The organism is Geodermatophilus sp. SYSU D01176 (assembly GCF_054050015.1).
Map to the genome: position 1 here is coordinate 1 of NZ_JBJGYN010000005.1, position 22,918 is coordinate 22,918.

22 protein-coding genes are annotated in these 22,918 nt (G+C 73.3%); 17 read left to right on the forward strand and 5 right to left on the reverse strand.

Annotation, left to right across the window (positions count from 1 at the left end):
* The 3 genes from ACI78Z_RS04690 to ACI78Z_RS04700 all read left to right on the forward strand — a co-directional run.
* Positions 1-143, forward strand: a 143-nt coding sequence (locus ACI78Z_RS04690; protein ID WP_457035491.1) for a copper amine oxidase, incomplete at its 5' end; no start/stop codon positions are given.
* Complete coding sequence (locus tag ACI78Z_RS04695; RefSeq protein WP_457035361.1) at positions 140-1,750, forward strand: APC family permease; 1,611 nt, start codon at positions 140-142, stop codon at positions 1,748-1,750. The genes ACI78Z_RS04690 and ACI78Z_RS04695, both read left to right, overlap by 4 nt.
* Before the next feature lie 81 nt (positions 1,751-1,831).
* Positions 1,832-2,452, forward strand: coding sequence for a DUF5134 domain-containing protein (locus ACI78Z_RS04700; RefSeq protein WP_457035362.1), 621 nt, complete (start codon positions 1,832-1,834; stop codon positions 2,450-2,452).
* 46 nt (positions 2,453-2,498) lie between these two features.
* Here ACI78Z_RS04700 and ACI78Z_RS04705 read toward each other — a convergent pair whose 3' ends face one another.
* On the reverse strand, positions 2,499-2,918 hold the full coding sequence (locus ACI78Z_RS04705) for a DUF1232 domain-containing protein (protein WP_457035363.1): 420 nt from the start codon (positions 2,916-2,918) through the stop codon (positions 2,499-2,501).
* 70 nt (positions 2,919-2,988) lie between these two features.
* Here ACI78Z_RS04705 and ACI78Z_RS04710 point away from each other — a divergent pair, with 70 nt between their 5' ends.
* From ACI78Z_RS04710 to ACI78Z_RS04725, 4 genes are read left to right on the forward strand one after another with little or no spacing between them, the layout of a single operon-like run.
* On the forward strand, positions 2,989-3,804 hold the full coding sequence (locus ACI78Z_RS04710; protein ID WP_457035364.1) for a thymidylate synthase: 816 nt from the start codon (positions 2,989-2,991) through the stop codon (positions 3,802-3,804).
* A 5-nt stretch (positions 3,805-3,809) separates the two neighbouring features.
* Complete coding sequence (locus tag ACI78Z_RS04715; protein WP_457035365.1) at positions 3,810-4,340, forward strand: dihydrofolate reductase; 531 nt, start codon at positions 3,810-3,812, stop codon at positions 4,338-4,340.
* Between the two features lie 9 nt (positions 4,341-4,349).
* The gene (gene dapA, locus ACI78Z_RS04720) at positions 4,350-5,246 is read left to right on the forward strand and encodes a 4-hydroxy-tetrahydrodipicolinate synthase (protein WP_457035366.1); all 897 of its coding nucleotides are present in this window, start codon (positions 4,350-4,352) and stop codon (positions 5,244-5,246) included.
* Positions 5,247-5,256: 10 nt separating this feature from the next.
* Complete coding sequence (locus ACI78Z_RS04725; RefSeq protein WP_457035367.1) at positions 5,257-6,957, forward strand: ribonuclease J; 1,701 nt, start codon at positions 5,257-5,259, stop codon at positions 6,955-6,957.
* 24 nt (positions 6,958-6,981) lie between these two features.
* On the opposite strand, the gene ACI78Z_RS04730 is transcribed toward ACI78Z_RS04725, so the two are convergent.
* Together ACI78Z_RS04730 and ACI78Z_RS04735 are read right to left on the reverse strand one after the other, a co-directional pair.
* Positions 6,982-7,644, reverse strand: coding sequence for an anti-sigma factor family protein (locus tag ACI78Z_RS04730; protein WP_457035368.1), 663 nt, complete (start codon positions 7,642-7,644; stop codon positions 6,982-6,984).
* On the reverse strand, positions 7,641-8,177 hold the full coding sequence (locus ACI78Z_RS04735) for a sigma-70 family RNA polymerase sigma factor (protein ID WP_457035369.1): 537 nt from the start codon (positions 8,175-8,177) through the stop codon (positions 7,641-7,643). The genes ACI78Z_RS04730 and ACI78Z_RS04735 overlap by 4 nt, the downstream gene beginning before the upstream one ends.
* Positions 8,178-8,362: 185 nt before the next feature.
* Between ACI78Z_RS04735 and ACI78Z_RS04740 the strand changes: the two genes are divergently transcribed.
* The 10 genes from ACI78Z_RS04740 (at position 8,363) to ACI78Z_RS04785 (ending at position 21,432) form a co-directional block, all read left to right on the forward strand.
* Positions 8,363-10,894, forward strand: coding sequence for a DNA translocase FtsK (locus ACI78Z_RS04740; protein WP_457035370.1), 2,532 nt, complete (start codon positions 8,363-8,365; stop codon positions 10,892-10,894).
* Between the two features lie 129 nt (positions 10,895-11,023).
* The gene (gene rimO / locus ACI78Z_RS04745; protein ID WP_457035371.1) at positions 11,024-12,451 is read left to right on the forward strand and encodes a 30S ribosomal protein S12 methylthiotransferase RimO; all 1,428 of its coding nucleotides are present in this window, start codon (positions 11,024-11,026) and stop codon (positions 12,449-12,451) included.
* Positions 12,448-13,110 (forward strand): CDP-diacylglycerol--glycerol-3-phosphate 3-phosphatidyltransferase, encoded by a 663-nt coding sequence (gene pgsA / locus ACI78Z_RS04750; protein ID WP_457035372.1) that lies wholly within the window; start codon positions 12,448-12,450, stop codon positions 13,108-13,110. Before rimO ends, pgsA begins: the two co-directional genes overlap by 4 nt.
* Before the next feature lie 180 nt (positions 13,111-13,290).
* On the forward strand, positions 13,291-13,698 hold the full coding sequence (locus tag ACI78Z_RS04755) for a helix-turn-helix domain-containing protein (RefSeq protein WP_457035373.1): 408 nt from the start codon (positions 13,291-13,293) through the stop codon (positions 13,696-13,698).
* A gap of 163 nt (positions 13,699-13,861) precedes the next feature.
* Positions 13,862-15,097, forward strand: a complete 1,236-nt coding sequence (locus ACI78Z_RS04760) for a DUF4032 domain-containing protein (protein WP_457035374.1) — start codon at positions 13,862-13,864, stop codon at positions 15,095-15,097.
* Between the two features lie 146 nt (positions 15,098-15,243).
* A complete protein-coding gene (locus tag ACI78Z_RS04765) occupies positions 15,244-16,587 on the forward strand; it encodes an extracellular solute-binding protein (protein ID WP_457035375.1) in 1,344 nt (447 codons plus the stop codon).
* Positions 16,584-17,546: a carbohydrate ABC transporter permease gene (locus tag ACI78Z_RS04770; RefSeq protein ID WP_457035376.1), complete on the forward strand. Its 963-nt coding sequence runs from the start codon at positions 16,584-16,586 to the stop codon at positions 17,544-17,546. Before ACI78Z_RS04765 ends, ACI78Z_RS04770 begins: the two co-directional genes overlap by 4 nt.
* Complete coding sequence (locus tag ACI78Z_RS04775; protein ID WP_457035377.1) at positions 17,546-18,379, forward strand: carbohydrate ABC transporter permease; 834 nt, start codon at positions 17,546-17,548, stop codon at positions 18,377-18,379. The genes ACI78Z_RS04770 and ACI78Z_RS04775 overlap by 1 nt, the downstream gene beginning before the upstream one ends.
* Positions 18,380-18,415: 36 nt before the next feature.
* Positions 18,416-19,693, forward strand: coding sequence for an ABC transporter ATP-binding protein (locus ACI78Z_RS04780; RefSeq protein ID WP_457035378.1), 1,278 nt, complete (start codon positions 18,416-18,418; stop codon positions 19,691-19,693).
* Positions 19,694-19,776: 83 nt separating this feature from the next.
* Positions 19,777-21,432 carry a glycoside hydrolase family 13 protein gene (locus ACI78Z_RS04785; RefSeq protein ID WP_457035379.1) on the forward strand — a complete coding sequence of 552 codons (1,656 nt, stop codon included), beginning with the start codon at positions 19,777-19,779 and terminating at the stop codon, positions 21,430-21,432.
* Here ACI78Z_RS04785 and ACI78Z_RS04790 read toward each other — a convergent pair.
* Together ACI78Z_RS04790 and ACI78Z_RS04795 are read right to left on the reverse strand one after the other, a co-directional pair.
* On the reverse strand, positions 21,429-21,899 hold the full coding sequence (locus tag ACI78Z_RS04790) for a GNAT family N-acetyltransferase (RefSeq protein WP_457035380.1): 471 nt from the start codon (positions 21,897-21,899) through the stop codon (positions 21,429-21,431). The genes ACI78Z_RS04785 and ACI78Z_RS04790 overlap by 4 nt on opposite strands.
* Positions 21,896-22,912: a carbohydrate kinase family protein gene (locus tag ACI78Z_RS04795; RefSeq protein ID WP_457035381.1), complete on the reverse strand. Its 1,017-nt coding sequence runs from the start codon at positions 22,910-22,912 to the stop codon at positions 21,896-21,898. The genes ACI78Z_RS04790 and ACI78Z_RS04795 overlap by 4 nt, the downstream gene beginning before the upstream one ends.
* Positions 22,913-22,918: the final 6 nt, after the last annotated feature.

The following is a 22,918-nucleotide window of genomic DNA, read 5'->3' on the forward strand; positions in this document are numbered from 1 at the left end:
TGCGTCTCGAGGACTGGCCGGTCATGCCCCGCTCGCACGTCGGGTTCTCGATCCAGCCGTTCGGCTTCTTCGACCGCAACCCGGTCCTCGACCTCCCCCGGTCGGCCGGCAACGGCCACTGCCACGCCGGCGGTGAGTCGTGACCGACACCGTCCGCAGGCCCGCCTCCGCCCCCGTGGCGACGGAGGCAGCGCCGGACCGCCTCAAGCCCAACGCGCTCGGGCTCGTCGACGTCGTCTTCATGGCGGTGGCGACCTCGGCGCCGATCACCGCCATGAGCGGCAACGTGCCCTTCTCGGTCGGTTACGGCGTCGGGACCGGGACGCCGTCGACGTACATCTACGCCACGGTGATCCTCACCGTCTTCGCCGTCGGCTACGTGGCGATGGCGCGGTACGTGACGTCGACGGGGGCCTTCTACGGCTTCATCTCCCACGGTCTGGGGCGGATCGTCGGACTGGGCTCCGGTTACATGGTGACGTTCGCCTACACCGTGTTCGAAGCCTCGCTGATCGGGATCTTCTCCTACTTCGGGCAGCAGGTCTTCGCCCAGCAGCTCGGGGTGGACGTGCCGTGGCCGGTGTTCGCCGCCCTGTGCATCGCGGTCAACGCCGTGCTGGCCTACTTCGACATCAGCCTCGCGGCCAAGGTGCTGTCGGTCTTCCTCGTCACCGAGATCGCCATCCTCGCGATCATGGCCGTCGGGGTGTTCGTCGAGGGCGGCGGTCCCGACGGCCTGATGGTCTCGACGCTGAACCCCGCGGGCGCCTTCTCGGCGAACGGCCTGGCGGTGGCGGCACCCGGCTTGGCGATGTTCATCGCCTTCTGGTCGTGGACCGGCTTCGAGTCCACCGCCATGTACGGCGAGGAGTCCCGCAACCCGAGGAAGATCGTCCCGATCGCCACGTTGATCGCGGTGACCGGGGTGGGTGCCTTCTACATCTTCGTCTCGTGGATGAGCGTGGCCGGCAACGGGGCCGAGGGCGCGATCGCACGTGCGCAGAGTGCGGACCCGCTGAGCATGTTCTTCCACCCGACCGAGGTGTTCGTCGGGCACTGGGCCGTGCTCGTCTTCCAGTGGCTGATGATCTCCGGCTCGTTCGCCTGCGCCCTGGCCTTCCACAACTGCGCCTCGCGGTACATGTACGCCCTGGGCCGGGAGGGTCTCCTCCCACGGCCCCTCGGGCGCACCCACCGGAAGCACGGGTCCCCGCACGTCGCGTCGTTCGTCCAGGCGGGGATCGCGACCTGCTGGGTGGCCGGGTTCTGGGTGTTCGACAAGGACCCCTACCTGGACGTCTTCGTGCTGCTGGCGGTGCTCGGGACCTTCTGCCTGCTCATCGTCCAGACCGTCACGATGGTCGCGGTGTTCGCCTACTTCCGGCGGCACCACCCGGGCGAGAGCGTCTGGCGGACGAAGGTGGCACCGGTCGTGGGTGGCGTGGGGATGCTCTCCGTCGTCGTCCTCATGGTGCAGAACCTGTCCACGGCGGCGGGCTCCGCGGCGGAGTCCCTCCTCTTCCGGCTGATCCCGTACATCGCAGCCGGGTTGTTCCTCGCCGGAGCCGGCTGCGCGCTGTACCTGCGCAGCCGCAACCCGGGCAAGTACGCGGTGATCGGGCGGGTGGTCCTGGCCTCGGACGGCCACGGCCCCACCGTCGACGAGGACGGCGAGGGCGACGGTGCCGGCGGCGTGCCGCTGGGCGGTCAGGCCGCTGCCCGGCGCGCTGGCGGAGCGCCGACCGCCTGATCGGCGAGCGCACCGGGCGGGTCCGCGGTCAGGGCCCGCCCGGTGCACCACCTGCGGTCGACGGAGAGACGAGGAGTCGAGATGGGCCTGTCCTGGTGGACCGCCGTCAGCCTCGTGGTCAGCCTCGGGCTGGCAGGGGGCTCGCTCGTCGGCCTCGCGAGGGGATCGGGGGCGCGGGTGCTCTGCGCCGGCCACGCGCTCATGGCCCTCGGGATGGCCGTGATGTGGTCACCGTGGGCTGCGGTCGTACCGCCGGCCGGAGGGGCCGCCGTCTTCGGTGCGTTGTGCCTGTGGAGCGGCGGACTCGTCGTCCGTCGACCAGGGGCGCGTGCCGGCGCTGCCGTGCAGCTGTGCCTGGGCAGCGCGGTCATGGCGGGCATGTACGGACTGGAGCAGCACGGCGGTCACACCCCGGTGCACCCGGACGCCGCGCCGCCGTCCGTCCTCCTGACGCTCGTCGCGCTCGCCTGCGCCGGGGGCTTCGTGCTCCACGTCGGGCGGTGCCTCGGTCGGTTGGCGATGCTGCCCGCCGGCTCCGTGTGGTCGCAGACCTCGGCCGCCGGGCAGCGGACGGATCTCGCCAGGCAGGCCGCCATGAGCGCACTGATGGTCCTCATGCTGGCCTCTCAGGCGGTCGGCCCCGCCCACGACCTCCCGCGACCGGTGGGCGGCGAGCACACCGCGGTCCAGCACACGGGGTGAGCCCCCGGTACCTCCCTCGCCCCCCGGTTCCGCGGGGTGACGGGTGTCAGGACGGGTCGTCGGCGCTGGTGAGGCCGGCCAGGCGCCGGACGACCGCCAGCCCGGCCGCGCCGCCCGGCCAGGACCGCTCCACAGCCGCGTCCCCGGCCGCCCGCACCACCGAGCGCAGGGCCAGCGCGACCACGACGACGTCGTCGGCGTAGCCGAGGACCGGGACGACGTCCGGCACCAGGTCCACCGGCGAGAGCAGGTAGCCCAGCAGGAGCCACAGCCGCACCCGTACACCCCGCGGCAGCGACCGGTCGGCGGCGAGCCGGCGCACCAGGCGCACCAGGTCGGGCAGCAGCCGCAGGGCCTCCCCGACGGTGAGGTCCGCCGGGCGCGCCCGCCACAGCAGCAGGAGCAGCACCGCCCACAGCAGGAGCAGTCCGGCTCCCACCGACAGCACCAGCTCCAGCCACCCCACGTGCTCCAGTCTGGTCGGTGGCTCCGCCTACCCTGGGCCCGGCAGTCGTTCGGCGAGGGGATCGGGTCTGGTGGGCACCTACGGAGAACAGGTCGACACGCAGTACGAGGACCTGCTGCGCCGCGTGCTCGAGCAGGGCACCCCCAAGCAGGACCGGACGGGCACCGGCACGGTGAGCCTGTTCGGCGAGCGGCTGCGCTTCGACCTCTCCGAGCGGTTCCCCCTGGTCACGACCAAGCGGGTGCACTTCCGGTCGGTCGCCTACGAGCTGCTGTGGTTCCTGCGCGGTGACGGCAACGTGCGCTGGCTGCAGGATCACGGGGTCAGCATCTGGGACGAGTGGGCCTCGCCGGAGGGCGAGCTCGGTCCGGTCTACGGCGTCCAGTGGCGGTCGTGGCCCACGCCCGGCGGCGAGCACGTCGACCAGATCGCCGGCGTCCTCGAGACGCTGCGCACCGACCCGGACTCGCGGCGCATGGTCGTCTCCGCCTGGAACGTGGCCGCGCTGCCTGAGATGGCGCTCGCGCCCTGCCACGCGCTGTTCCAGTTCCACGTCGCCGACGGGCGGCTGTCCTGCCAGCTCTACCAGCGCAGCGCCGACATGTTCCTCGGCGTGCCGTTCAACATCGCCAGCTACGCGCTGCTCACCCGCATGGTCGCCGACCAGGTGGGCTTGGCCCCCGGCGACTTCGTCTGGGTCGGCGGCGACTGCCACGTCTACAGCAACCACGTCGACCAGGTCCGCGAGCAGCTCTCCCGCGAGGTGCTGCCCTTCCCGGCCCTCGACCTGGCCCCGGCCCCGTCGCTGTTCGAATACACCTACGAGCACCTCACGCTGCGCGACTACCGGCACCACCCGGCCATCCGCGCCGCGGTGGCGGTCTGACCCGGGTGCCCGTCGGGCTGGTCTGGGCCCAGGCCCGCGGCGGGGTCATCGGCGCGGGCGGCCGGCTGCCCTGGCACCTGCCCGAGGACCTCCGCCTGTTCCGCGAGCTGACGACGGGCAGCACCGTGGTCATGGGCCGCCGCACGTGGGAGTCGCTGCCTGAGCGGTTCCGCCCGCTGCCCGGACGGCGCAACGTCGTCCTCACCTCCGACCGGTCGTGGGCCGCCGACGGCGCCGCACGGGCCGGGAGCGTCGAGGAGGTGCTGGCGGGGGAGGGGGACGGCGACCTGTGGGTGATCGGCGGCGGCCGGGTCTACGCCGCGTTCCTCCCGCACGCCGACCGGGTGGTCGTGACCGACGTCGACACCGACGTGGACGGCGACACGTGGGCCCCGCAGCTGGGCGGCAAGTGGGTGCGGATCTCGCGCGCCCCCGAGACCGGCTGGGCGACGTCGGTCACCGGGCTGCGCTACGCCGTCTCGGAACACCACCGTTCTGCGACCGACGCCGGCGTGCCGTCCGGGGCGGGTCGGTAGATTCGGGGCATGACCAGTGACCCCGCCCGGCCCTTCGGGCGTGTGCTCACGGCGATGGTGACCCCCCTCGCCGAGGACGGCTCGATCGACCTCGCGGGAGCCCAGGAACTGGCCGCCCACCTGGTCGACCGCCAGGCGCACGACGGCCTCGTCGTGCTCGGCACGACCGGCGAGGCGCCCACCCTCAGCGACGGTGAGCAGCACGCCGTCCTCGAGGCGGTGCTCGACGCGGTGGGCGACCGTGCCACCGTGGTCGCCGGCGTCGGCACCAACGACACCGCGCACACCATCGAGAACGCGCGCCGGGCCGAGCGGCTGGGCGCGCACGGCCTGCTGGTCGTGACGCCGTACTACAACAAGCCCCCGCAGGCCGGCCTGCTGCGGCACTTCACCGCCGTCGCCGACTCCACCGACCTGCCGGTGATGCTCTACGACATCCCGCCGCGCTCGGTCGTCCCCATCGAGGTCGACACGCTCGCCCGGCTGGCCGAGCACCCGCGCATCGTCGCGGTGAAGGACGCCAAGGGTGACCTCGGCGCGGTCATGCAGACCCTCGCCCGCACCGACCTCGCCTACTACAGCGGCGAGGACATGCTGAACCTGCCGCTGCTGGCGGTCGGCGCCGTGGGTGTCGTGAGCGTCGTCGGGCACCTCGCCGGCCCGCGGCTGGCCGAGCTGATCGCCGCCGTCGAGTCCGGCGACCTGGTGAAGGCCCGCTCGGTCAACGAGAGCCTGCTACCGCTCTACACGGGCGTCTTCCGCACCCAGGGCGTCATCCTGACCAAGGCGGCGCTGCGCGAGCTGGGCCTCCCGGGCGGACCGGTGCGCCCGCCGCTGGTCGACGCCACCCCCGAACAACTCGCGCAGCTGCGCGCCGACCTCGCCGACGGAGGCATCCACCTGTGAGCGCGACCCCGTGACCACCTCGACCACCCAGCCGCACCTGGACCTGCAGGCCCCGCCCGCGCTGCCCGAGGGCGGCCTGCGGGTCATGGCGCTCGGCGGTCTCGGGGAGATCGGCCGCAACATGGCCGTCCTCGAGTTCGACGGCAAGCTGCTGGTCATCGACTGCGGCGTGCTGTTCCCCGAGGCCGAGCAGCCCGGCGTCGACCTGATCCTCCCCGACTTCGGCATCATCGAGCACCGGCTCGACGACGTGGTCGCCGTCGTCCTCACCCACGGGCACGAGGACCACATCGGCGCCATCCCCTACCTGCTGCGGATGCGCGGCGACATCCCGCTGGTCGGTTCCCGGTTCACCCTCGCGCTGGTCAAGGCCAAGCTGCGCGAGCACCGGCTGGACCCGGTGCTGGTGGAGGTGGCCGCCGGCGACGACCACATCGCGGGCCCGTTCCACTGCGAGTTCATCTCGGTCAACCACTCGATCCCCGACGCGCTGGCCGTCGCCGTGCACACCCCGGCCGGGGTACTGGTGCACACCGGTGACTTCAAGATGGACCAGCTGCCGCTGGACGGCGTCCTCACCGACCTGGGCGCGTTCGCCCGGCTGGGGCTCGAGGGCATCGACCTGCTCCTGGCCGACTCCACCAACGCCGAGATCCCCGGCTTCGTCACCCCCGAGCGCTCGATCGGCCCGGTCCTGGAGGACGTGTTCCGGCGGGCCACCCAGCGGCTGATCGTGTCCAGCTTCGCCAGCCACGTGCACCGCATCCAGCAGGTGCTCGACGCCGCCGACATGCACGGCCGCAAGGTCGCCCTCGTCGGCCGCTCGATGGTCCGCAACATGGGGGTGGCCCGGGACCTCGGGCTGCTGCGCGTCGCACCCGGCCTCATGGTGAGCCTGGACGAGGCCACCAGCATGCCGCCGGAGCAGGTCGTCCTGGTCAGCACCGGGTCCCAGGGCGAGCCGCTGTCCGCGCTCGGGCGGATGGCCCGCGGCGAGCACCACCAGGTGACCATCGAGGCGGGCGACACCATCGTGCTGGCCTCCTCGCTGGTCCCGGGCAACGAGACCGCGGTCTACAAGGTCATCAACGGCCTGGCCCGGCTCGGCGCCACCGTCGTGCACAAGGAGACCGCGCGGGTGCACGTTTCCGGGCACGCGCCGGCCGGCGAGCTGCGCACGCTGCTCAACGTGGCCAAGCCGCGGCACCTGATGCCGGTGCACGGCGAGTGGCGGCACCTGCGGGCGCACGCGGCCCTGGCCGAGGAGACCGGCATGGCCGGCGACCGGGTGTTGCTCGCCGAGAACGGCGTCGTGGTCGACCTGGTCGACGGCAAGGCGACGATCGTCGGGTCGGTGCCGGTGGGCGACGTCTACGTCGACGGGCTCAACGTCGGCGACGTGGGGGAGGAGTCGCTGCAGGAGCGGCGGATCCTCGGCGACGAGGGGTTCGTCGCGCTGACCGTCGTCATCGAGCCCTCGACGCGCACCATCGTCCGGCCGGTGCACCTGTCCGCCCGGGGCTTCGCCGACGACCCCGCGGTGTTCAACCCGGCGCTGCAGCTGGTCGAGGAGGCCCTGCGGCGCACGCTGGGTGACGGCGAGACCGACCCGCACCGGCTGTCCCAGGTGATCCGCCGGACGATGGGCAAGTGGGTGTCGGACACCCACCGCCGCCGTCCCATGATCATCCCGACCGTCCTCGAGGTCTGACGAAGGTCCCGGCACCGCCGCTCGTCAGAGCTCCGAGCTCGCCACCACGGTGCCGTCGGCGGCCAGGACCCGGAACCCGGTGGCGTCCTCGCGCAGCACCGAGGCGTTGAGGTTGCAGCGCAGCTCCGCCGGGCCCACGCCCAGGAACTGGCCGGCGGGCACCGCGGTGCCGTCCTCGTCGGTGACCACGACCCGGTACACGGCACCGGCGGTGAAGCCCTCGCCGGTCAGCTTCACCTCCACCCCCCACGTGTGCGGGACGACGTCGGCCGTGGCCTCGATGCCGGGGCCGGCCTGTACCGCGACCGGCTCCAGCGGCAGCGGGTCGGGCACCGGCCGGGCCAGCCAGCCGACGCCGAAGCCGGCGGCGGCCACGCCCACGACGGCGGCCGCCGCCAGCGCCCGGCGGGACGACGCCCGGCGCCGCCGCAGCGGGGCCTCGGCCGCGATCCGGGCCAGCACGGCCTCACCCAGCCCGGCCGGCGGCGCCGGCTCCTCGTCGAGGCGGTCGGGGTCGGCGCGCCCCAGCCGGGCGGCCAGCGGCGCCAGCCCGGCGAGCTCCGCGCGGCAGGCGGCACACCCGTCCAGGTGCGCGCGGACGCCGGCCCGCTCCTCCGGCGTCCCGTGTCCGAGGGCGTACCAGCCCAGCTGCTCGCGCAGCTCCCGGTGCTCTCCCCGCTCGGTCACGGTTCCACCCCCATCTCCTCCATCGCCAACCGCAGTGCCTTGAGGCCGTAGAACACCCGGCTGCGCAGCGTCCCGACCGGGATCCCCAGCTCGGCGGCCACCTCCGCGTGCGGCCGACCGCGCAGGTGGGTCTGCACGATCGCCGTCCGGTGGTCCTCGCCGATCCGGCGCAGCGCCTCCTCCACCACCCACGCGTCCACGACGGCCTCGTCGATGCCCGCCACGGTGGGCACGTCGGTCCCCGTGCCGTCGGTCAGCGTCCGCTGCCACGGCCGGACGGCGAACCGGCGCGCCTCGTCGACGACGACGTTGCGGGCGATCGCGAACAACCAGGTGCGCAGGCTGGCCAGCCGCGGGTCGTAGGCGCCGGCGGACCGCCAGGCCCGCAGGAACACCTCCTGGACGACGTCCTGCGCGGCCCCGCCGTCCCCCAGCTGGCGCAGCGCGAAGCGGTACAGCTCGGCGCCGTGCGCGGCGTAGGCCGCCCGGACGTCGAGTTCGGGGCTGCCCAGCCGTCCGTGGTCCGGAGCCATCCGCCACCTCCCGTCAGCAGGTGTACGGCTGCCGACGCGTCCTGGTTCACCGGCCGGCGCGGTCGCCGTCGACCGGCCCGGCGCCTCGCTGTAGTCGAAACGTGCCGAACCGTTCCGCGCGGTCCCGGCACGCGGACACGCTGCGCCTTCCGTCGGGGCGGACCCGCGGCCATTACCGTCGACGCATGCCTGCTCGCACGACGACGACCCGACCCTCGGGCCGGTCGTCCGCGCGCGGCCGCTCGGGCTCCGGGTCGACCGCGTCCCGGAAGCGCCCGCCCGCCAAGCGACCCGCCGCCGGCGGCCGCAAGCCCGCCGCCCGCAAGCCCGCGTCGAAGGGGACCGGTCCCGGTCTGTGGGGCGTCGTCAGCGGCGGCTGGTCGCTGCTGGCGCGGGGCGCCGGCGGGCTGGCCCGCTCGGTGGCCCGCCCGGAGGAGGCCGAGCCGCTCGCCCCGGAGCACCGCCGCGACGGCGTCGGCCTGGCCGTGCTCGGGCTGGCCGTCGTCCTCGGCGCGGCCGCCTGGAGCAACGGCATCGGTCCGGTCGGCGCCGCGCTCGCCGGCGGTGTCCGGTGGGTGATCGGCTCGCTAGTCATGGTGCTGCCGGTCGTGCTCTTCCTGGCCGCGCTGCGGCTGCTGCGCCGCGGGCCCCGGCCCGAGGCGCGCGGCCGGCTGGCCATCGGCTGGCTGTGCACGGTGGTGTCGGTGCTGGGCATCGCCGAGGTCGTCGGCGAGGGCGCGGTCGTCGCCGAGGACCGGCCGGGCTCCGGCGGGCTGGTCGGCTGGGCGGCGGCGACCCCGCTGGTCGCGGGCGTCGGCGCCGTCGTGGCCGTCGTCCTGCTGGTGCTGCTGGCCTTCTTCGGCCTGCTGGTGCTGACCGCGACGCCGGTGCACCAGATCCCCGAGCGGCTGCGCGAGCTCGGTGACCGCCTGCTGGGCCAGGCCGACGACGAGGACGCCTACGACGACGAGGACTGGGAGGACGACGAGGAGCCGGTGCAGGCGCCGGCGCCGCGCTCCCGCCGCCGGTCGCTGTCGGACGACCTGATGGACACCGGCCCGGTGGAGACCGTGCCGGCGATCGACCACGCGGCCCTCGACGAGGCGCCGGAGGCCGTGCGCCGCGAGCCCCCGCCGCCGCCCCCGCCGGTCCCGACCCGCCGGCCGGAGGTGGTCGACCGGACCGCCCCGGCGGAGGAGCTCGAGCCGATCACCGAGCCCGAGCAGCTGCGCATCGAGCCGGTCGAGGGCCAGTACACGCTGCCCTCGGTCAGCGTGCTGCGTGCCGGGGACCCGCCCAAGAAGGGCTCGAAGGCCAACGAGGCGGCGATCGAGGCGATCACCGGGGTGCTCGAGCAGTTCAACATCGACGCCGCCGTCACGAGCTTCACCCGCGGCCCGACGGTCACCCGCTACGAGATCGAGCTGGGCCCGGCGGTCAAGGTCGAGAAGATCACCGCGCTGACCAAGAACATGGCCTACGCGGTGGCCAACGACAACATCCGCATCCTCGCGCCGATCCCGGGCAAGTCCGCCGTCGGCGTCGAGGTGCCCAACGTCGACCGCGAGATGGTCAGCCTCGGCGACGTGCTGCGCTCCCAGGTGGCCAAGCAGGACCCACACCCGATGCTGGTCGGGCTGGGCAAGGACATCGAGGGCGGGTTCGTCTGCGCCAACCTGGCCAAGATGCCGCACCTGCTGGTCGCCGGTGCCACCGGTGCGGGCAAGTCTAGCTGCGTCAACTCGCTGCTGACCTCGCTGCTGCTGCGGGCCGCCCCCGATCAGCTGCGGATGATCCTCATCGACCCGAAGATGGTCGAGCTCACGCCCTACGACGGCATCCCGCACCTGATCACGCCGATCATCACCGACCCGAAGAAGGCCGCCACCGCGCTGGCTTGGCTGGTCGAGGAGATGGAGCAGCGCTACCAGGACATGCGGGCCACCGGCGTCCGGCACATCGACGACTTCAACCGCAAGGTGGAGCGCGGCGAGATCGTGGCGCCCCCGGGCAGCGAGCGGGTGTACCGGCCCTATCCGTACATCCTCGCCATCGTCGACGAGCTCGCCGACCTCATGATGGTCGCTCCCCGCGACGTCGAGGAGTCGATCGTCCGGATCACCCAGAAGGCCCGTGCGGCCGGCATCCACCTGGTGCTGGCCACCCAGCGCCCCTCGGTCGACGTCGTCACCGGCCTGATCAAGGCCAACGTGCCGTCGCGGCTGGCGTTCTCCACCTCCAGCCTCACCGACAGCCGGGTCATCCTCGACCAGCCGGGCGCGGAGAAGCTGATCGGCATGGGCGACGCCCTGTTCCTGCCGATCGGCGCGGGCAAGCCGATGCGCGTGCAGGGCGCCTACGTCTCCGACGCCGAGATCGAGGCGGTCGTCGAGTTCACCAAGCGCCAGGCCGAGCCGGAGTACCGCGAGGAGGTCTTCAGCGCCGCCGCCGGCGAGCAGAAGGAGATCGACGAGGACATCGGCGGCGACCTCGAGCTGCTCATCCAGGCCGTGGAGCTCGTCGTCACCAGCCAGTTCGGCTCGACGTCGATGCTGCAGCGCAAGCTGCGGGTCGGCTTCGCCAAGGCCGGCCGGCTCATGGACCTCATGGAGAGCCGCGGGATCGTCGGCCCGTCCGAGGGGTCCAAGGCCCGTGACGTGCTGGTCAAGCCCGACGAGCTGGAGTCGGTGATGTTCACCCTGCGCGGCGGCGAGTAACCGCCGGTGGCCCCGCCGCAGGGGCCCGTCGCCGGCCCCGTCCCGAGCCTCACCCCGAGCGTGCGAGGGGTGAGGGGACGGGGTCTCTCACGGCGGGGGACAGCGGGGTCCTTCACCTACGATGGACCGGTGACACCTCCGAACGACCCTGCCCGCACCGTGGCGGTGGTGACCCTCGGGTGTGCCCGCAACGAGGTCGACTCGGAGGAGCTGGCCGGCCGGCTGGCCGCCGGCGGGTACCGGCTGGTCGAGGACGCCGACGGTGCCGACGCCGTCCTGGTGAACACCTGCGGCTTCATCGAGTCGGCCAAGAAGGACTCCGTCGACGCCATCCTGACCGCCACCGACTCCGGCGCCCGGGTGGTCGCGGTCGGCTGCATGGCCGAGCGGTACGGCTCCGAGCTGGCCGGGGCGTTGCCCGAGGCGACGGTGCTCGGCTTCGACGACTACGCGGCGATCGGCGACCGGCTCGACGACGTGCTGACCGGCCGCGCGCTCGTCCCGCACGACCCCCGCGACCGGCGCACCCTGCTGCCGATCAGCCCCGTGGACCGCACCGCCGCGGTGACTGCCGGCGACGCGCCGGCGATCCCGGGGCACGGCTGGCTGCAGCGGCGCCGGTTGGCGTCGGGCCCGTCGGCGGCGCTGAAACTCGCCTCCGGCTGCGACCGGCGCTGTGCCTTCTGCGCCATCCCGGCCTTCCGCGGCTCGTTCGTCTCCCGCCCGCCGGCGGAGGTGCTCGGCGAGGCGCAGTGGCTGGCGTCCCAGGGCGTCACCGAGCTGGTCCTGGTCAGCGAGAACTCCACGTCCTACGGCAAGGACCTCGGCGACCTGCGCTCGTTGGAGCGGCTGCTCGCGCAGCTGGCCGCGGTCGAGGGCATCGCCCGGGTGCGCGTCGCCTACCTGCAGCCGGCCGAACTGCGGCCGGGCTTGCTGGAGGTCATCGCCGCGACCGACGGCGTCGCCCCCTACTTCGACCTGTCCTTCCAGCACTCCTCGCCGACGCTGCTGCGCCGGATGCGCCGCTTCGGCGGCACCGACGACTTCCTGGCGCTCATCGAGCGGGCCCGCGCGCTGGCGCCGACGGCCGGCTTCCGCACCAACGTCATCCTGGGCTTCCCCGGGGAGACCGAGGACGACGTCGCCGAGCTGGAGCGCTTCCTCGTCGAGGGTCGCCTGGACGCCGTGGGGGTGTTCGGCTACTCCGACGAGGAGGGCACCGAGGCGATGGGGCTGCCCGGCAAGCTCGACCAGGCGGAGATCGAGGCCCGCGTCCGGCGGATCACCGACCTGGTGGAGGAGCTCACCGCCCAGCGCGCCGAGGACCGCGTCGGCGAGCGGGTCGAGGTGCTGCTCACCGAGGACCTCGCCGCCGACGAGGGTCCCGGCGTGTGGGCCGGGCACGCGGCCCACCAGGACCCCGAGGCCGACGGGACGACGACGGTCGCCGGCGTGCCCGACGGCGCTGTCCCGGGCATGCTGGTCGCAGCGGAGGTCGTCGACACCGAGGGGGTCGACCTGGTGGCCACGGCACTGGTGCCCGCGGTGCGCGCATGAGCGCTCCGGTGGACCCGGCCGCCACGCCGCCCCAGTCGGCGCGGGTGGTCAACCTGCCCAACGCGCTGACCCTGTTGCGGCTGGCCGTGGTGCCGGTGTTCGCCGCCCTGCTGCTGGCCGACGGCGGGATGGACGACGAACGCCGCTACTGGGCCACCCTCGTCTTCGCGCTGGCGATCATCACCGACCGCTACGACGGGATGATCGCCCGGCGCACCGGCCAGGTCACCGAGTTCGGCAAGCTCGCCGACCCCATCGCCGACAAGGCGCTGACCGGCACCGCCCTCATCGGCCTCTCGGTGCTGGCGCTGCTGCCCTGGTGGGTCACGCTGACGATCCTCGTCCGCGAGGTCGGCGTGACCCTGCTGCGCTTCTTCGTCCTCCGGCACGGCGTGATCGCGGCCAGCCGGGGCGGCAAGGCGAAGACCGTCGTCCAGTCGCTGGCGATCGGGCTGTACACCCTCCCGCTCGACGGCCTCTTCGGCACGGTCCGCTGGTGGGTGATGGCCGCCGCCGTGGCGCTCACCGTCGTCACCGGCCTCGACTACGTCCACCGCGCCCTCGCGCTGCGGCGCACCAGCATCCGGGCCATGCGTGCCGCGGCCGCCCGCCGCGCGGCCGGGCCGGCCGGCGGGTCGCGGACCGACGCCGCCGCCTGACGGAGGACCGCGTCCCGGGACGCGGCGGCCACGGAAGAGGGCCCCGGCCTCCGGCGTTACGCCCAGAGCGGACGCGCCCCCCACCGTCCGGTGGCTGTCGGTGCCGCCGCGTACCGTGAGCGCACGGCCCCCTCTCACCGGGGTGCCGCCGCTTCCGCACAGGCAGGACAGGAGACGGCGATGACGCTGCTGCGCACCCAGCTCGGGACCACCCTGCGCGGCCACCGGCTGCGCCAGCGTCGGACGCTGCGCGACGTCTCCGGTGCCGCCCGGGTGAGCCTGGGCTACCTCTCCGAGGTGGAGCGGGGGCAGAAGGAGGCGTCCTCCGAGCTGCTCGCCTCCATCTGCGACGCCCTGGAGCTGGAGCTCGCCGACCTGCTCGCCGAGGTCAGCCTGGGGCTGCGCGGCGACGACGTCCGCGTGCGCCCGCTGGTCCCCGCGGCCGATGCCGTCGACGTCCCCGCCGAGGAGCAGACCGCCGCGGCCGCCACCGAGGAGCGGCTGGTCCCCGAGCCCGCCCTCGCGCTGGTCGGCGCGCCGGCCCGGGCCACGGCCCGCCCGTCCGGCGCGGTGTCGCTGGCCGCCTGAGAGAGGCCCCGCCCTCCCCGTCCCTTCGCAGGCCCGGGGCGGGGTCGACCTCCGCATGCCCCGTGGGCGGGACCGGGCGCGCTGCCGCGCTCGGGTCGTGGCAGGCTGACGCGCGGAGTCCACAGCGGGTGACAGGTTGCTGCGCGCCACAACGGAGGTCGCCGTGCGGTACCTCTTCCGGCCACCGGCCACCGACGGTGCAGGCCTGCTGACCCTGCCCTTCCACCTGCCGCTCGAGCAGTGGGACCCCGAGCTGCTGCTCGTGGTCCCACAGCGCGGCATCTCGCGGCACGTCGTCCGCTTCACCGCGCAGGGCGGGCACGTCTACGCGCTCAAGGAGATCCCCGAACGGCTGGCCCGGCACGAGTACGCCCTGCTCGGCCAGTTCGAGGAGGAGGGGCTGCCGTCGGTCTCGGTCCTGGGCATCTGCGTCGACCGCCCCGACGGACAGGACGCCGTCCTGGTCACCCGCTACCTCGAGTACTCGATGTCCTACCGGTACCTGTTCTCCCGGCCCCACGGCGACCACTCCGAGGAGCAGCTGCTCGACACGATGGTGGTGCTGCTGGTCCGGCTGCACCTGGCCGGCGTCTTCTGGGGCGACTGCTCGCTGTCCAACACCCTGTTCCGGCTCGACGCCGGCGCCTTCACCGCCTACCTGGTGGACGCGGAGACCTCCGAGCGGCACCCGCAGCTGAGCCCCGGGCAACGGCGCTACGACGTCGACCTCGCGCGCGAACGGGTGGGCGCCGAGCTGCTCGACCTGCAGTTCGGCGGACTGCTGCCGTCCCACGTCGACCCCATCGAGGTCGCCGACAGCCTGCCGGTGCGCTACGAGGCGCTGTGGGAGGAGGTGACCCGCGAGGAGGTCTTCGCGCTGTCCGAGCAGCGCCAGCGGGTCGCCGAGCGCCTGCAGCGGCTCAACGACCTCGGCTTCGACGTGGGCGAGATCGACCTCGTCACCGACCCCGAGGGCGGCGCGCGGCTGCGCGTGGAGACCCGCGTCTCCGAGCCCGGGCAGAACCGCCGGGAGCTGTTCCGGCTGACCGGTCTGGAGGTGCAGGAGCGCCAGGCCCGACGGTTGCTCAACGACCTGCGCGCCTACCGGGCCACCCTGGAGCAGAAGCTCGGCACGCCGGTCCCGGAGACCGTCGCGGGGTACCGGTGGCTGGCCGAGGCGTACCAACCCGTGGTGGACGCCATCCCGCCGGACCTCGCCGGCCGGCTGGCGCCGGCCGAGGTCTTCCACGAGATCCTCGAGCACCGCTGGTTCCTGTCGGAGAAGGCCGGCCACGACGTCGGGACGACGAGGGCCGCGCGCTCCTACTTCGAGACCGTGCTGCCCCGCACACCCAAGGAAGTGACCACGCCCTCGGCCATCGTCGGGCACCGCGACTGACGCCGGGCGGGGCACCTCCACACGCCGGAGGAGGGGGTCACGACCTCGGTCACGGGCCGGTTTCGTTCGAGTTGACACCCATGGTGACCTGGGCCACGGTACGAAAACCGCGGTGATCTCAAGCTCACTGCTCCCCACGGAGGCGGATGACGGTGTCGAGGAACGGCAAGGGCAGTTCGTCCGGCGGAGCCGCGACGCGGGGGCGCAGACGCCAGCTGGGCGGAGCGGCGGCAGCCGCGGTCCTGGCCTCGACGCTCGCCGCCTGTGGCGGTGGGGAGACGAGTGGCGCCCCGGTGCTCAACTGGTACATCAACCCCGACTCCGGCGGCCAGGCCGAGATCGCGGCCCGATGCTCCGACGAGTCCGGCGGGGCGTACTCGATCGAGGTCTTCCCGCTCCCGCGCAACTCGCCCGGTCAGCGGGAGCAGCTCATCCGCCGGCTGGCCGCCGAGGATGCGTCGATCGACCTGATGAGTCTCGATGTGATCTTCGCGCCGGAGCTGGCCCAGGCCGGCTTCCTCGCCCCCGTCCCGGAGGACGTCGCCCAGCGGGTGTCCGAGGGCGTCGTGGCGAGCCTCGTGGACTCGGCGACCTGGGAGGACGAGCTCGTCGTCATCCCGTTCTGGGCGAACACCCAACTGCTCTGGTACCGGCAGTCGGTGGCCGAGGCAGCCGGGCTGGACATGACGCAGCCGGTCACCTGGGACCAGTTGGTCGAGGCGGCGCGGAGCCAGGACAAGATCCTCAGCGCCCAGGGGATCCGTTCCGAGTCCCTCATGGTCTGGCTCAACGCCCTCATCGAGTCCGCGGGGGGCAGCGTCATCGAGGAGAACTCCGACGACCCCGGGGAGATCGTGTTCGGGCTCGACTCGCCTGAAGGTGAGCGGGCTGCCGAGGTCCTGAACGCGGTCGCCACCTCCGGCGTGGTGGGCGCTGGCTTCTCGACCGCGAACGAGGACACCAACGCGACGCAATTCGAGAGCGAGGACGCCGGCTTCATGGTCAACTGGCCGTTCGTCTACGCGCGGGCACTCTCGGCCGTGGAGGCCGGGACGTTGGACGCCTCGGTACCGGAGGACTACGGCTGGGCGCTCTATCCGCGGGTGGAGCAGGATCAGCCCAGTGCTCCGCCTCTCGGTGGGATCAATCTCGGAGTATCGGCGTTCAGCCCGAACGCCGACCTGGCTTACGAGGCGACCGAGTGCATCACCAGCGACGAGAACCAGGCGTACTACATGATCACCAACGGCAACCCCGCCTCGTCGGTCGCGGTGTACGACGATCCCGAGGTGCAGGAGGCCTACCCGATGGCCGACACCATCCGGGAGTCGCTGGAGGCAGCGGCCCCCCGTCCACTGACGCCCTACTACAGCGAGGTCCTGGGAGCCGTCCTCCGGACGTACCACCCGACGGACGCCGTCGGACCGGACACCGGTGCGCAGGCCCAGGCCCTGATCAGCGCCGTCCTGTCGGGAGATGAGCTGCTATGAGCACCACCACGCTGCCACCCACTGAGAAGACCCAACCGGTCGCGGCTCCACGCGGGTCGATCAGCGACCGCTCGCGCGCCGAACGCCGACTCGGCTGGCTGCTGGCCGGCCCGGCGTTCGTGGTCATGCTGCTGGTCACCGCCTACCCCATCCTGCAGGCGGTCTGGTACTCGCTGTTCAGCTACCGGCTGACCGACCCGGAGAACCGGTCGTTCCGGGGACTGGGCAACTACGCGGTGATCCTGTCCGACGGCCTCTGGTGGCAGGCGCTGCTCGTCACGCTGTTCATCACGGTGGTGACCGTCGTCGTCGAGCTGGTCCTGGGCTTCGCGCTGGCGCTGGTGATGGCCAAGGCCCTCAGTTCCATCCGCCCCGTCGTCCGGGCGGCGATCCTCATCCCGTACGCGGTCATCACCGTCGTCTCCGCCTTCGCGTGGGCGTTCGCGTTCCGGATCGAGACCGGCTTCGTGAACAGCTGGTTCGCCTGGCTCCCCGGGGTCGCGGCGGACACCGACTGGTTCGGCGGCCAGTGGACCTCGCTCCTCGTGATCTGCCTGGCCGAGATCTGGAAGACCACGCCGTTCATCTCGCTGCTGATCCTCGCCGGCCTCGCGCAGGTCCCCGAGGTGCTGCAGGAGGCGGCCAAGGTCGACGGCGCCAGCTGGTGGCAGCGGATGTGGCGGGTGACCATCCCGAACATGAAGGCGGCGATCATGGTCGCCCTGCTGTTCCGCACGCTCGACGCGTTCCGCATCTTCGACTCGATCTTCATCATGACGGCCGGCGCCAACGGCACGGAGTCGGTCTCGTTCCTGGCCTACCGGCAGACGATCGCGCGGGTGGAGATCGGCCTCGGCTCCGCGGTCTCCGTGCTGCTGTTCCTCTCCGTCGTGCTGATCGCGTTCAGTTTCATCAAGGGCTTCCGGATCAACCTGGCGCAGGCGAGGGGTGAGGGCTGATGTCCCAGCGGGAGAAGACCTGGTGGATCGTCGGGGGGATCCTGATCGTCCTCTACGCGCTGTTCCCGATCGCGTGGATCGTGTCGCTGTCCCTCAAGGCGTCGGCGGACATCGCCAACCAGTCGTTCCTACCGACGTCGGCGACCTGGGAGAACTACTCGACGATCCTCACCGGTGCAGCGAGTGACCTCTTCCTCCCGGCGCTGCGGAACTCGTTCGGCATCTGCCTGATCGCGACGTTCATCTCCTGCGTGCTGTCGATGTTCGCCGCGTACGCCATCGCCCGGCTGGACTTCCCCGGGAAGCGGCTGATCCTGTCGACGGCGCTCGGCGTGGCGATCTTCCCGGTGATATCGATCGTGACGCCGCTGTTCAACCTCTGGCGGCAGATCGGCCTCTACGACACCTGGCCCGGGCTGATCATCCCGTACCTGTCGCTGACCCTGCCCATCTCGATCTGGACCATGTCGGCGTTCTTCCGGGAGATCCCCTGGGAGATGGAGCAGGCGGCACAGGTCGACGGTGCGACCACCTGGCAGGCCTTCCGCAAGGTCATCGTCCCGCTGGCCGCACCCGGTGTGTTCACCACGGCGATCATCGCGTTCTTCATCGCCTGGAACGACTTCGCGTACGGCATCTCCCTGACCTCGACGAGCGCCTCCCGGCCGGTGCCTGCCGCGCTCGGCCTGTTCTCGGGGGCGTCGCAGTTCGAGGACCCGACCGGTGCGATCGCGGCGGCCGCCGTGATCGTCACCATCCCGGTCGTCGTCCTGGTCCTGCTCTTCCAGCGGCGCATCGTCGCCGGTCTCACCAACGGCGCGGTCAAGGGCTGACCCCGACCCATCCACCCATCGAGGGGACGAGATCTCATGGCATCGATCGAGATGCGCAACATCGTCAAGCAGTACGGCGACGGCTTCCCGGCCGTGAACGACGTCAGCCTGGACATCGCCGACGGGGAGTTCATGATCCTCGTGGGCCCGTCCGGCTGCGGGAAGTCGACGCTGCTGAGGATGATCGTCGGGCTCGAGGACATCACCAGCGGCGACATGATCATCGGCGGCAAGCGGGTCAACGACCTCGCCCCCCGCGACCGCAACCTGTCCATGGTGTTCCAGAACTACGCGCTGTACCCGCACATGACGGTGTACGAGAACATCGCCTTCCCGCTCCGGCTGTCCAAGACGCCCGACGAGGAGGTGCGCCGCCGGGTCACCGAGGCCGCCGAGGTGCTCGAGCTGAGGGAACACCTGGAGCGCAAGCCGGCGAACCTCTCCGGTGGCCAGCGGCAGCGGGTGGCGATGGGCCGCGCCATCGTGCGCCAGGCGGAGGCGTTCCTCTTCGACGAGCCGCTGTCGAACCTCGACGCCAAGCTGCGCGGCCAGATGCGCACCGAGATCTCCCGGCTGCAGCGCCGGCTGGGCATCACCACGGTCTACGTCACCCACGACCAGACCGAGGCGATGACCCTCGGCGACCGGGTCTGCGTGCTGCGCAAGGGCAGGATCCAGCAGGTGGCGTCGCCGCGCGAGCTCTACGAGCAGCCGGTCAACCTGTTCGTCGCCGGCTTCATCGGCTCCCCGCCGATGAACTTCCTGCCCGCCACCCTCGAGGGCGACCGGCTGCGGACGCCGTTCGGGGAGATCGCGCTCGACGAGCGGCGCGCCGCGGCCGTCCGGGGCCGCGACCTGCTCCTGGTCGGCATCCGGCCGGAGTACTTCGAGGACGCCTCACTGGTCGACGAGGCGAAGCGCCCGCTCGGCTCGCTGTTCCGGGCGCGGGTCGACGTCACCGAGTGGCTGGGCGACTCGCAGTACGCCTACATCCCCTACGAAGCGCCGGAGGCGATCCGCAACCAGTTGCGCGACCTGTCGCGGGAGCTGGACGCCGAGGAGCTGCGCACCCAGGCGATCGTCTCCATCGACGCCACCAGCCGGATCCGGGAGGGGCGCGAGGCCGAGTTCTGGCTGGACGCCCGGAAGGTGCACGTCTTCGACCCGCAGACCGGTGAGAACCTCACCCGGGACGCGGAGGCCGGCGCGCGGCTGACCCAGATGGCCACCGAGGACCGGGTCGAGCAGGTGCAGGAGGCGCAGACCCAGGGGACGACGGTCGGGGGCGGCGCCAGCCGCGCCGGAGCCGCCTAGCCCATCGGCACACGGCGCCGGCGGCCGGAGCGGCCGCCGGCGCCGCTGCACGTACGGAGCGAGCCGGGCACGTCAGGAGCGCCATGCACCCCCCTGACCGGGAGCGGAGCCGTCCGTGGTGGCGGACGGCGGTCGTCTACGAGGTCTACCTGCGCAGCTTCGCCGACTCCGACGCGGACGGCGTCGGTGACGTGAACGGGCTGCGCAGCCGGCTGCCGTACCTCGTCGACCTCGGCGTCGACGCCCTGTGGGTGACGCCCTGGTACCCCTCGCCGATGGCCGACGGTGGCTACGACGTCAGCGACCACCGCGACATCGACCCGCGCCTGGGCACTCTCGCCGACGTCGACGCGTTGCTCGCCGAGGCCCACGACGCGGGCCTGCGACTGATCGTCGACCTCGTCGCCAACCACACCTCCGCCGAGCACCCGTGGTTCCGCGCCGCCGTGGCGGGCGGCCGGGACGCGCCCGAGCGGGCGCGGTACTTCTTCCGGGACGGCCGGGACGGTGGGGACCGGCCGCCCAACGACTGGATCAGCGCCTTCGGTGGTCCGGCCTGGAGCCGCGTCCGCGAGCCGGACGGGCAGCCGGGGCAGTGGTACCTGCACCTGTTCGCTCCCGAGCAGCCGGACCTGGACTGGGACGACCCGGTCGTGCAGGAGGAGTTCGACGGCATCGTGCGGTTCTGGCTCGACCGCGGCGTCGACGGGATCCGGGTGGACGCCGCACCAGCCCTGGCCAAGGTCCCCGGGCTGCCGGACGCCGGCCACGCACCCGGGGCGCTGTTCGAGTCGGCCCGGTGGGTGGACAACCCGCACTGGGACCGCGACGAGGTGCACGAGGTCTTCCGGCGCTGGCGGGCGATCAGCGACGGCTACGACGGGGACCGGTTGTTCGTCTCCGAGGCGGTGGTCGCGGGTCCCGAGCGGCTGGCGCGCTACGTCCGGCCCGACGAGCTGCACACGAGCTTCAACTTCGACTACCTCCGGGCCTCCTGGGACGCCGCGAGCCTCCGGGCGGCGATCGACGGGACGCTCGCCGCGCTGGCACCGGTCGGCGCGCCGGCCACCTGGGTGCTCTCCAGCCACGACGAGACCCGGCACGTCACCCGCTTCGGCCGGGCGGCCAGCGGCGCGGCGACCATGGGTTTCGACGCGTCGGGCCCGGCCGACCTCGTGCTCGGGCTCCGGCGGGCGCGGGCCGCCGCGCTGCTCACACTCGCGCTGCCCGGCGGCGCCTACCTGTACCAGGGCGAGGAGCTCGGCCTGCCCGAGGTCGAGGACCTGCCCGAGGACGTGCTGCAGGACCCGACCTGGGAGCGTTCGGGGCACACCGCCCGCGGCCGGGACGGCTGCCGGGTGCCGCTGCCGTGGTCGGGGGACCGGCCGCCGTTCGGCTTCACCGCGGACGGGGTCCGCCCGTGGCTGCCCCAGCCCGAGGCGTGGCGGGCGCTGACGATGGCCGCGCAGCGGGAGGACCCGGCATCCACCCTGTCGCTGTACCGCGCCGCGCTGGGCCTGCGCCGCCGCCTGCCGGGCCTCGCCGACGACGAGCCGCTGACCTGGTGCGACCTGGGGGACGGCGTGCTCGCCTTCGACCGCGGCAGCCGGTTCCGCTGCGTGGTCAACCTCTCGGGGCGGCCGGTGTCGCTGACCGGTCAGGGCGAGCCGATGCTCACCAGCGAGGCGATCGGCGGGGAGCTGCCGCCGGACACGGCCGCCTGGCTGCGGACGGGCTAGCGGGCGAGCGAGCGGGTCAGGACCAGGCGGTCCTCGCCCGGCCCGGCGCGGTCCGGGGCCAGGTGCGCGCCGGCGCCCAGCGCGGTGTGGAGGGCGACGGCGGCGGTGTCCTCCGGCCGGACGACCGCCTGGACCACCCGGGCACCGGTGGCGCGCGCCAGGTCGTCGAACCACGCCACCAGCCGGCGGCCCAGCCCGGTGCGACGCCGGTCGTCGCGCACGGCCAGCAGGTGCACGAGGGCCAACCGGTCCGCGGTGACCGCTCCGAGGAGGTAGCCGACGTCCTCCCCGCCGGCGCTGCGGGCCAGCGCGCCGAAGCCGCCGAACTGGTCGAACCAGACCGGGTCGTGCATCGGCCGGGTGTCGACGTCCCAGAACCGGTCGTGCGCGGCGAGCAGGCGGGCGCGGACGACGGTGGCCGACAGCTCGGCGAACCCGACCAGCGTCACGTCGTCGGGGGTGCTCACCGGCGGGCCGCCGCCAGCTCGTCGCGGGTCGGCGGGTCGGCGCCCTCGCGGGTGCAGTTCAGCGCCGCGACCAGGGCGGCGTCGTCGACGATGGGCAGCAGCTGCTCGTCGGGCAGCTCCTCCAGGGCGGCGCGGGTGGTGATCCCGGCGTCGAGAAGCCCGGCGAACAGCCCCGCGGCCAGCGAGTCGCCGGCGCCCACGGTGTCGGCCACGGTCACCCGCGGGGGTTCGCGGCGCAGCAGCTCACGTCCGGGCCGCGCGATGCGCAGCGGCGCCCCGCCGTCGGTGAGCAGCACCAGCGCCGCGCCGCGGTCGGCCCAGCGCAGCGCCGTCCCGTCGAGGTCGGCGGCGCTGCCGGGCTCGAGCCAGGCGAGGTCCTCGGCGCTGACCTTGACGATGTCGGCGCGCGACAGCAGCCGGTCGAGCCGGGCGCGCACCGCCGCCGAGGAGTTGCCCAGCGCCGCCCCGACCGGGCCGTCGGCCAGCATCGGGCGGACGTTGGGGTCGACGCTGACCAGCGCCCGGCCGTCGCTGGCCACCTGCTCCACCAGCCGGGCGATCGCCTCGCAGCCGGGTGGGGTCCAGCTGGAGATCGAGCCCACGTGCAGGATCGCCGTCCCGGGAGGGAGGACGGCAGCGAGCTCCTCGTCGGTCCACTGCCAGTCGGCGGCGCCCTGCACGTGGAAGCCGTAGTCCGGCGAGCCGTCGGGGCCCAGACCCACCACGGCGAGACTGACCGGCTCGGTGGCCGGCACCAGCCCGGCGAGGTCGACCCCGGCCAGCTCCACGTGCCGCCGCAGCCCCGTGGCCAGCGGCCCGGTGCCCACCCGGGCCAGCAGCCGCACCGGGACGCCGAGGCGGCCGGCGGCCACCGCGACGTTGAGGGCGTTGCCGCCGGGGCGGGCGACGTAGTGCGGTGCCGTGCCGTGCGGTCCGGCGCCGGCCGCGGCGTCGGGGAGCAGGTCGACGACGAGTTCACCGAGGACGCTCAGCACCGAGCGGTCACTGGTCACGCCCGC

Coding starts and splice junctions, on each gene's coding strand:
- ACI78Z_RS04785 (WP_457035379.1), top strand. CDS start 19,777: ATGCACCCCCCTGACCGGGAGCGGAGCCGTCCGTGGTGGCGGACGGCG.
- ACI78Z_RS04740 (WP_457035370.1), top strand. CDS start 8,363: ATGCCTGCTCGCACGACGACGACCCGACCCTCGGGCCGGTCGTCCGCG.
- ACI78Z_RS04770 (WP_457035376.1), top strand. CDS start 16,584: ATGAGCACCACCACGCTGCCACCCACTGAGAAGACCCAACCGGTCGCG.
- ACI78Z_RS04755 (WP_457035373.1), top strand. CDS start 13,291: ATGACGCTGCTGCGCACCCAGCTCGGGACCACCCTGCGCGGCCACCGG.
- ACI78Z_RS04700 (WP_457035362.1), top strand. CDS start 1,832: ATGGGCCTGTCCTGGTGGACCGCCGTCAGCCTCGTGGTCAGCCTCGGG.
- ACI78Z_RS04780 (WP_457035378.1), top strand. CDS start 18,416: ATGGCATCGATCGAGATGCGCAACATCGTCAAGCAGTACGGCGACGGC.
- ACI78Z_RS04775 (WP_457035377.1), top strand. CDS start 17,546: ATGTCCCAGCGGGAGAAGACCTGGTGGATCGTCGGGGGGATCCTGATC.
- ACI78Z_RS04735 (WP_457035369.1), bottom strand. CDS start 8,177: ATGGCTCCGGACCACGGACGGCTGGGCAGCCCCGAACTCGACGTCCGG.
- pgsA (WP_457035372.1), top strand. CDS start 12,448: ATGAGCGCTCCGGTGGACCCGGCCGCCACGCCGCCCCAGTCGGCGCGG.
- dapA (WP_457035366.1), top strand. CDS start 4,350: ATGACCAGTGACCCCGCCCGGCCCTTCGGGCGTGTGCTCACGGCGATG.
- ACI78Z_RS04765 (WP_457035375.1), top strand. CDS start 15,244: ATGACGGTGTCGAGGAACGGCAAGGGCAGTTCGTCCGGCGGAGCCGCG.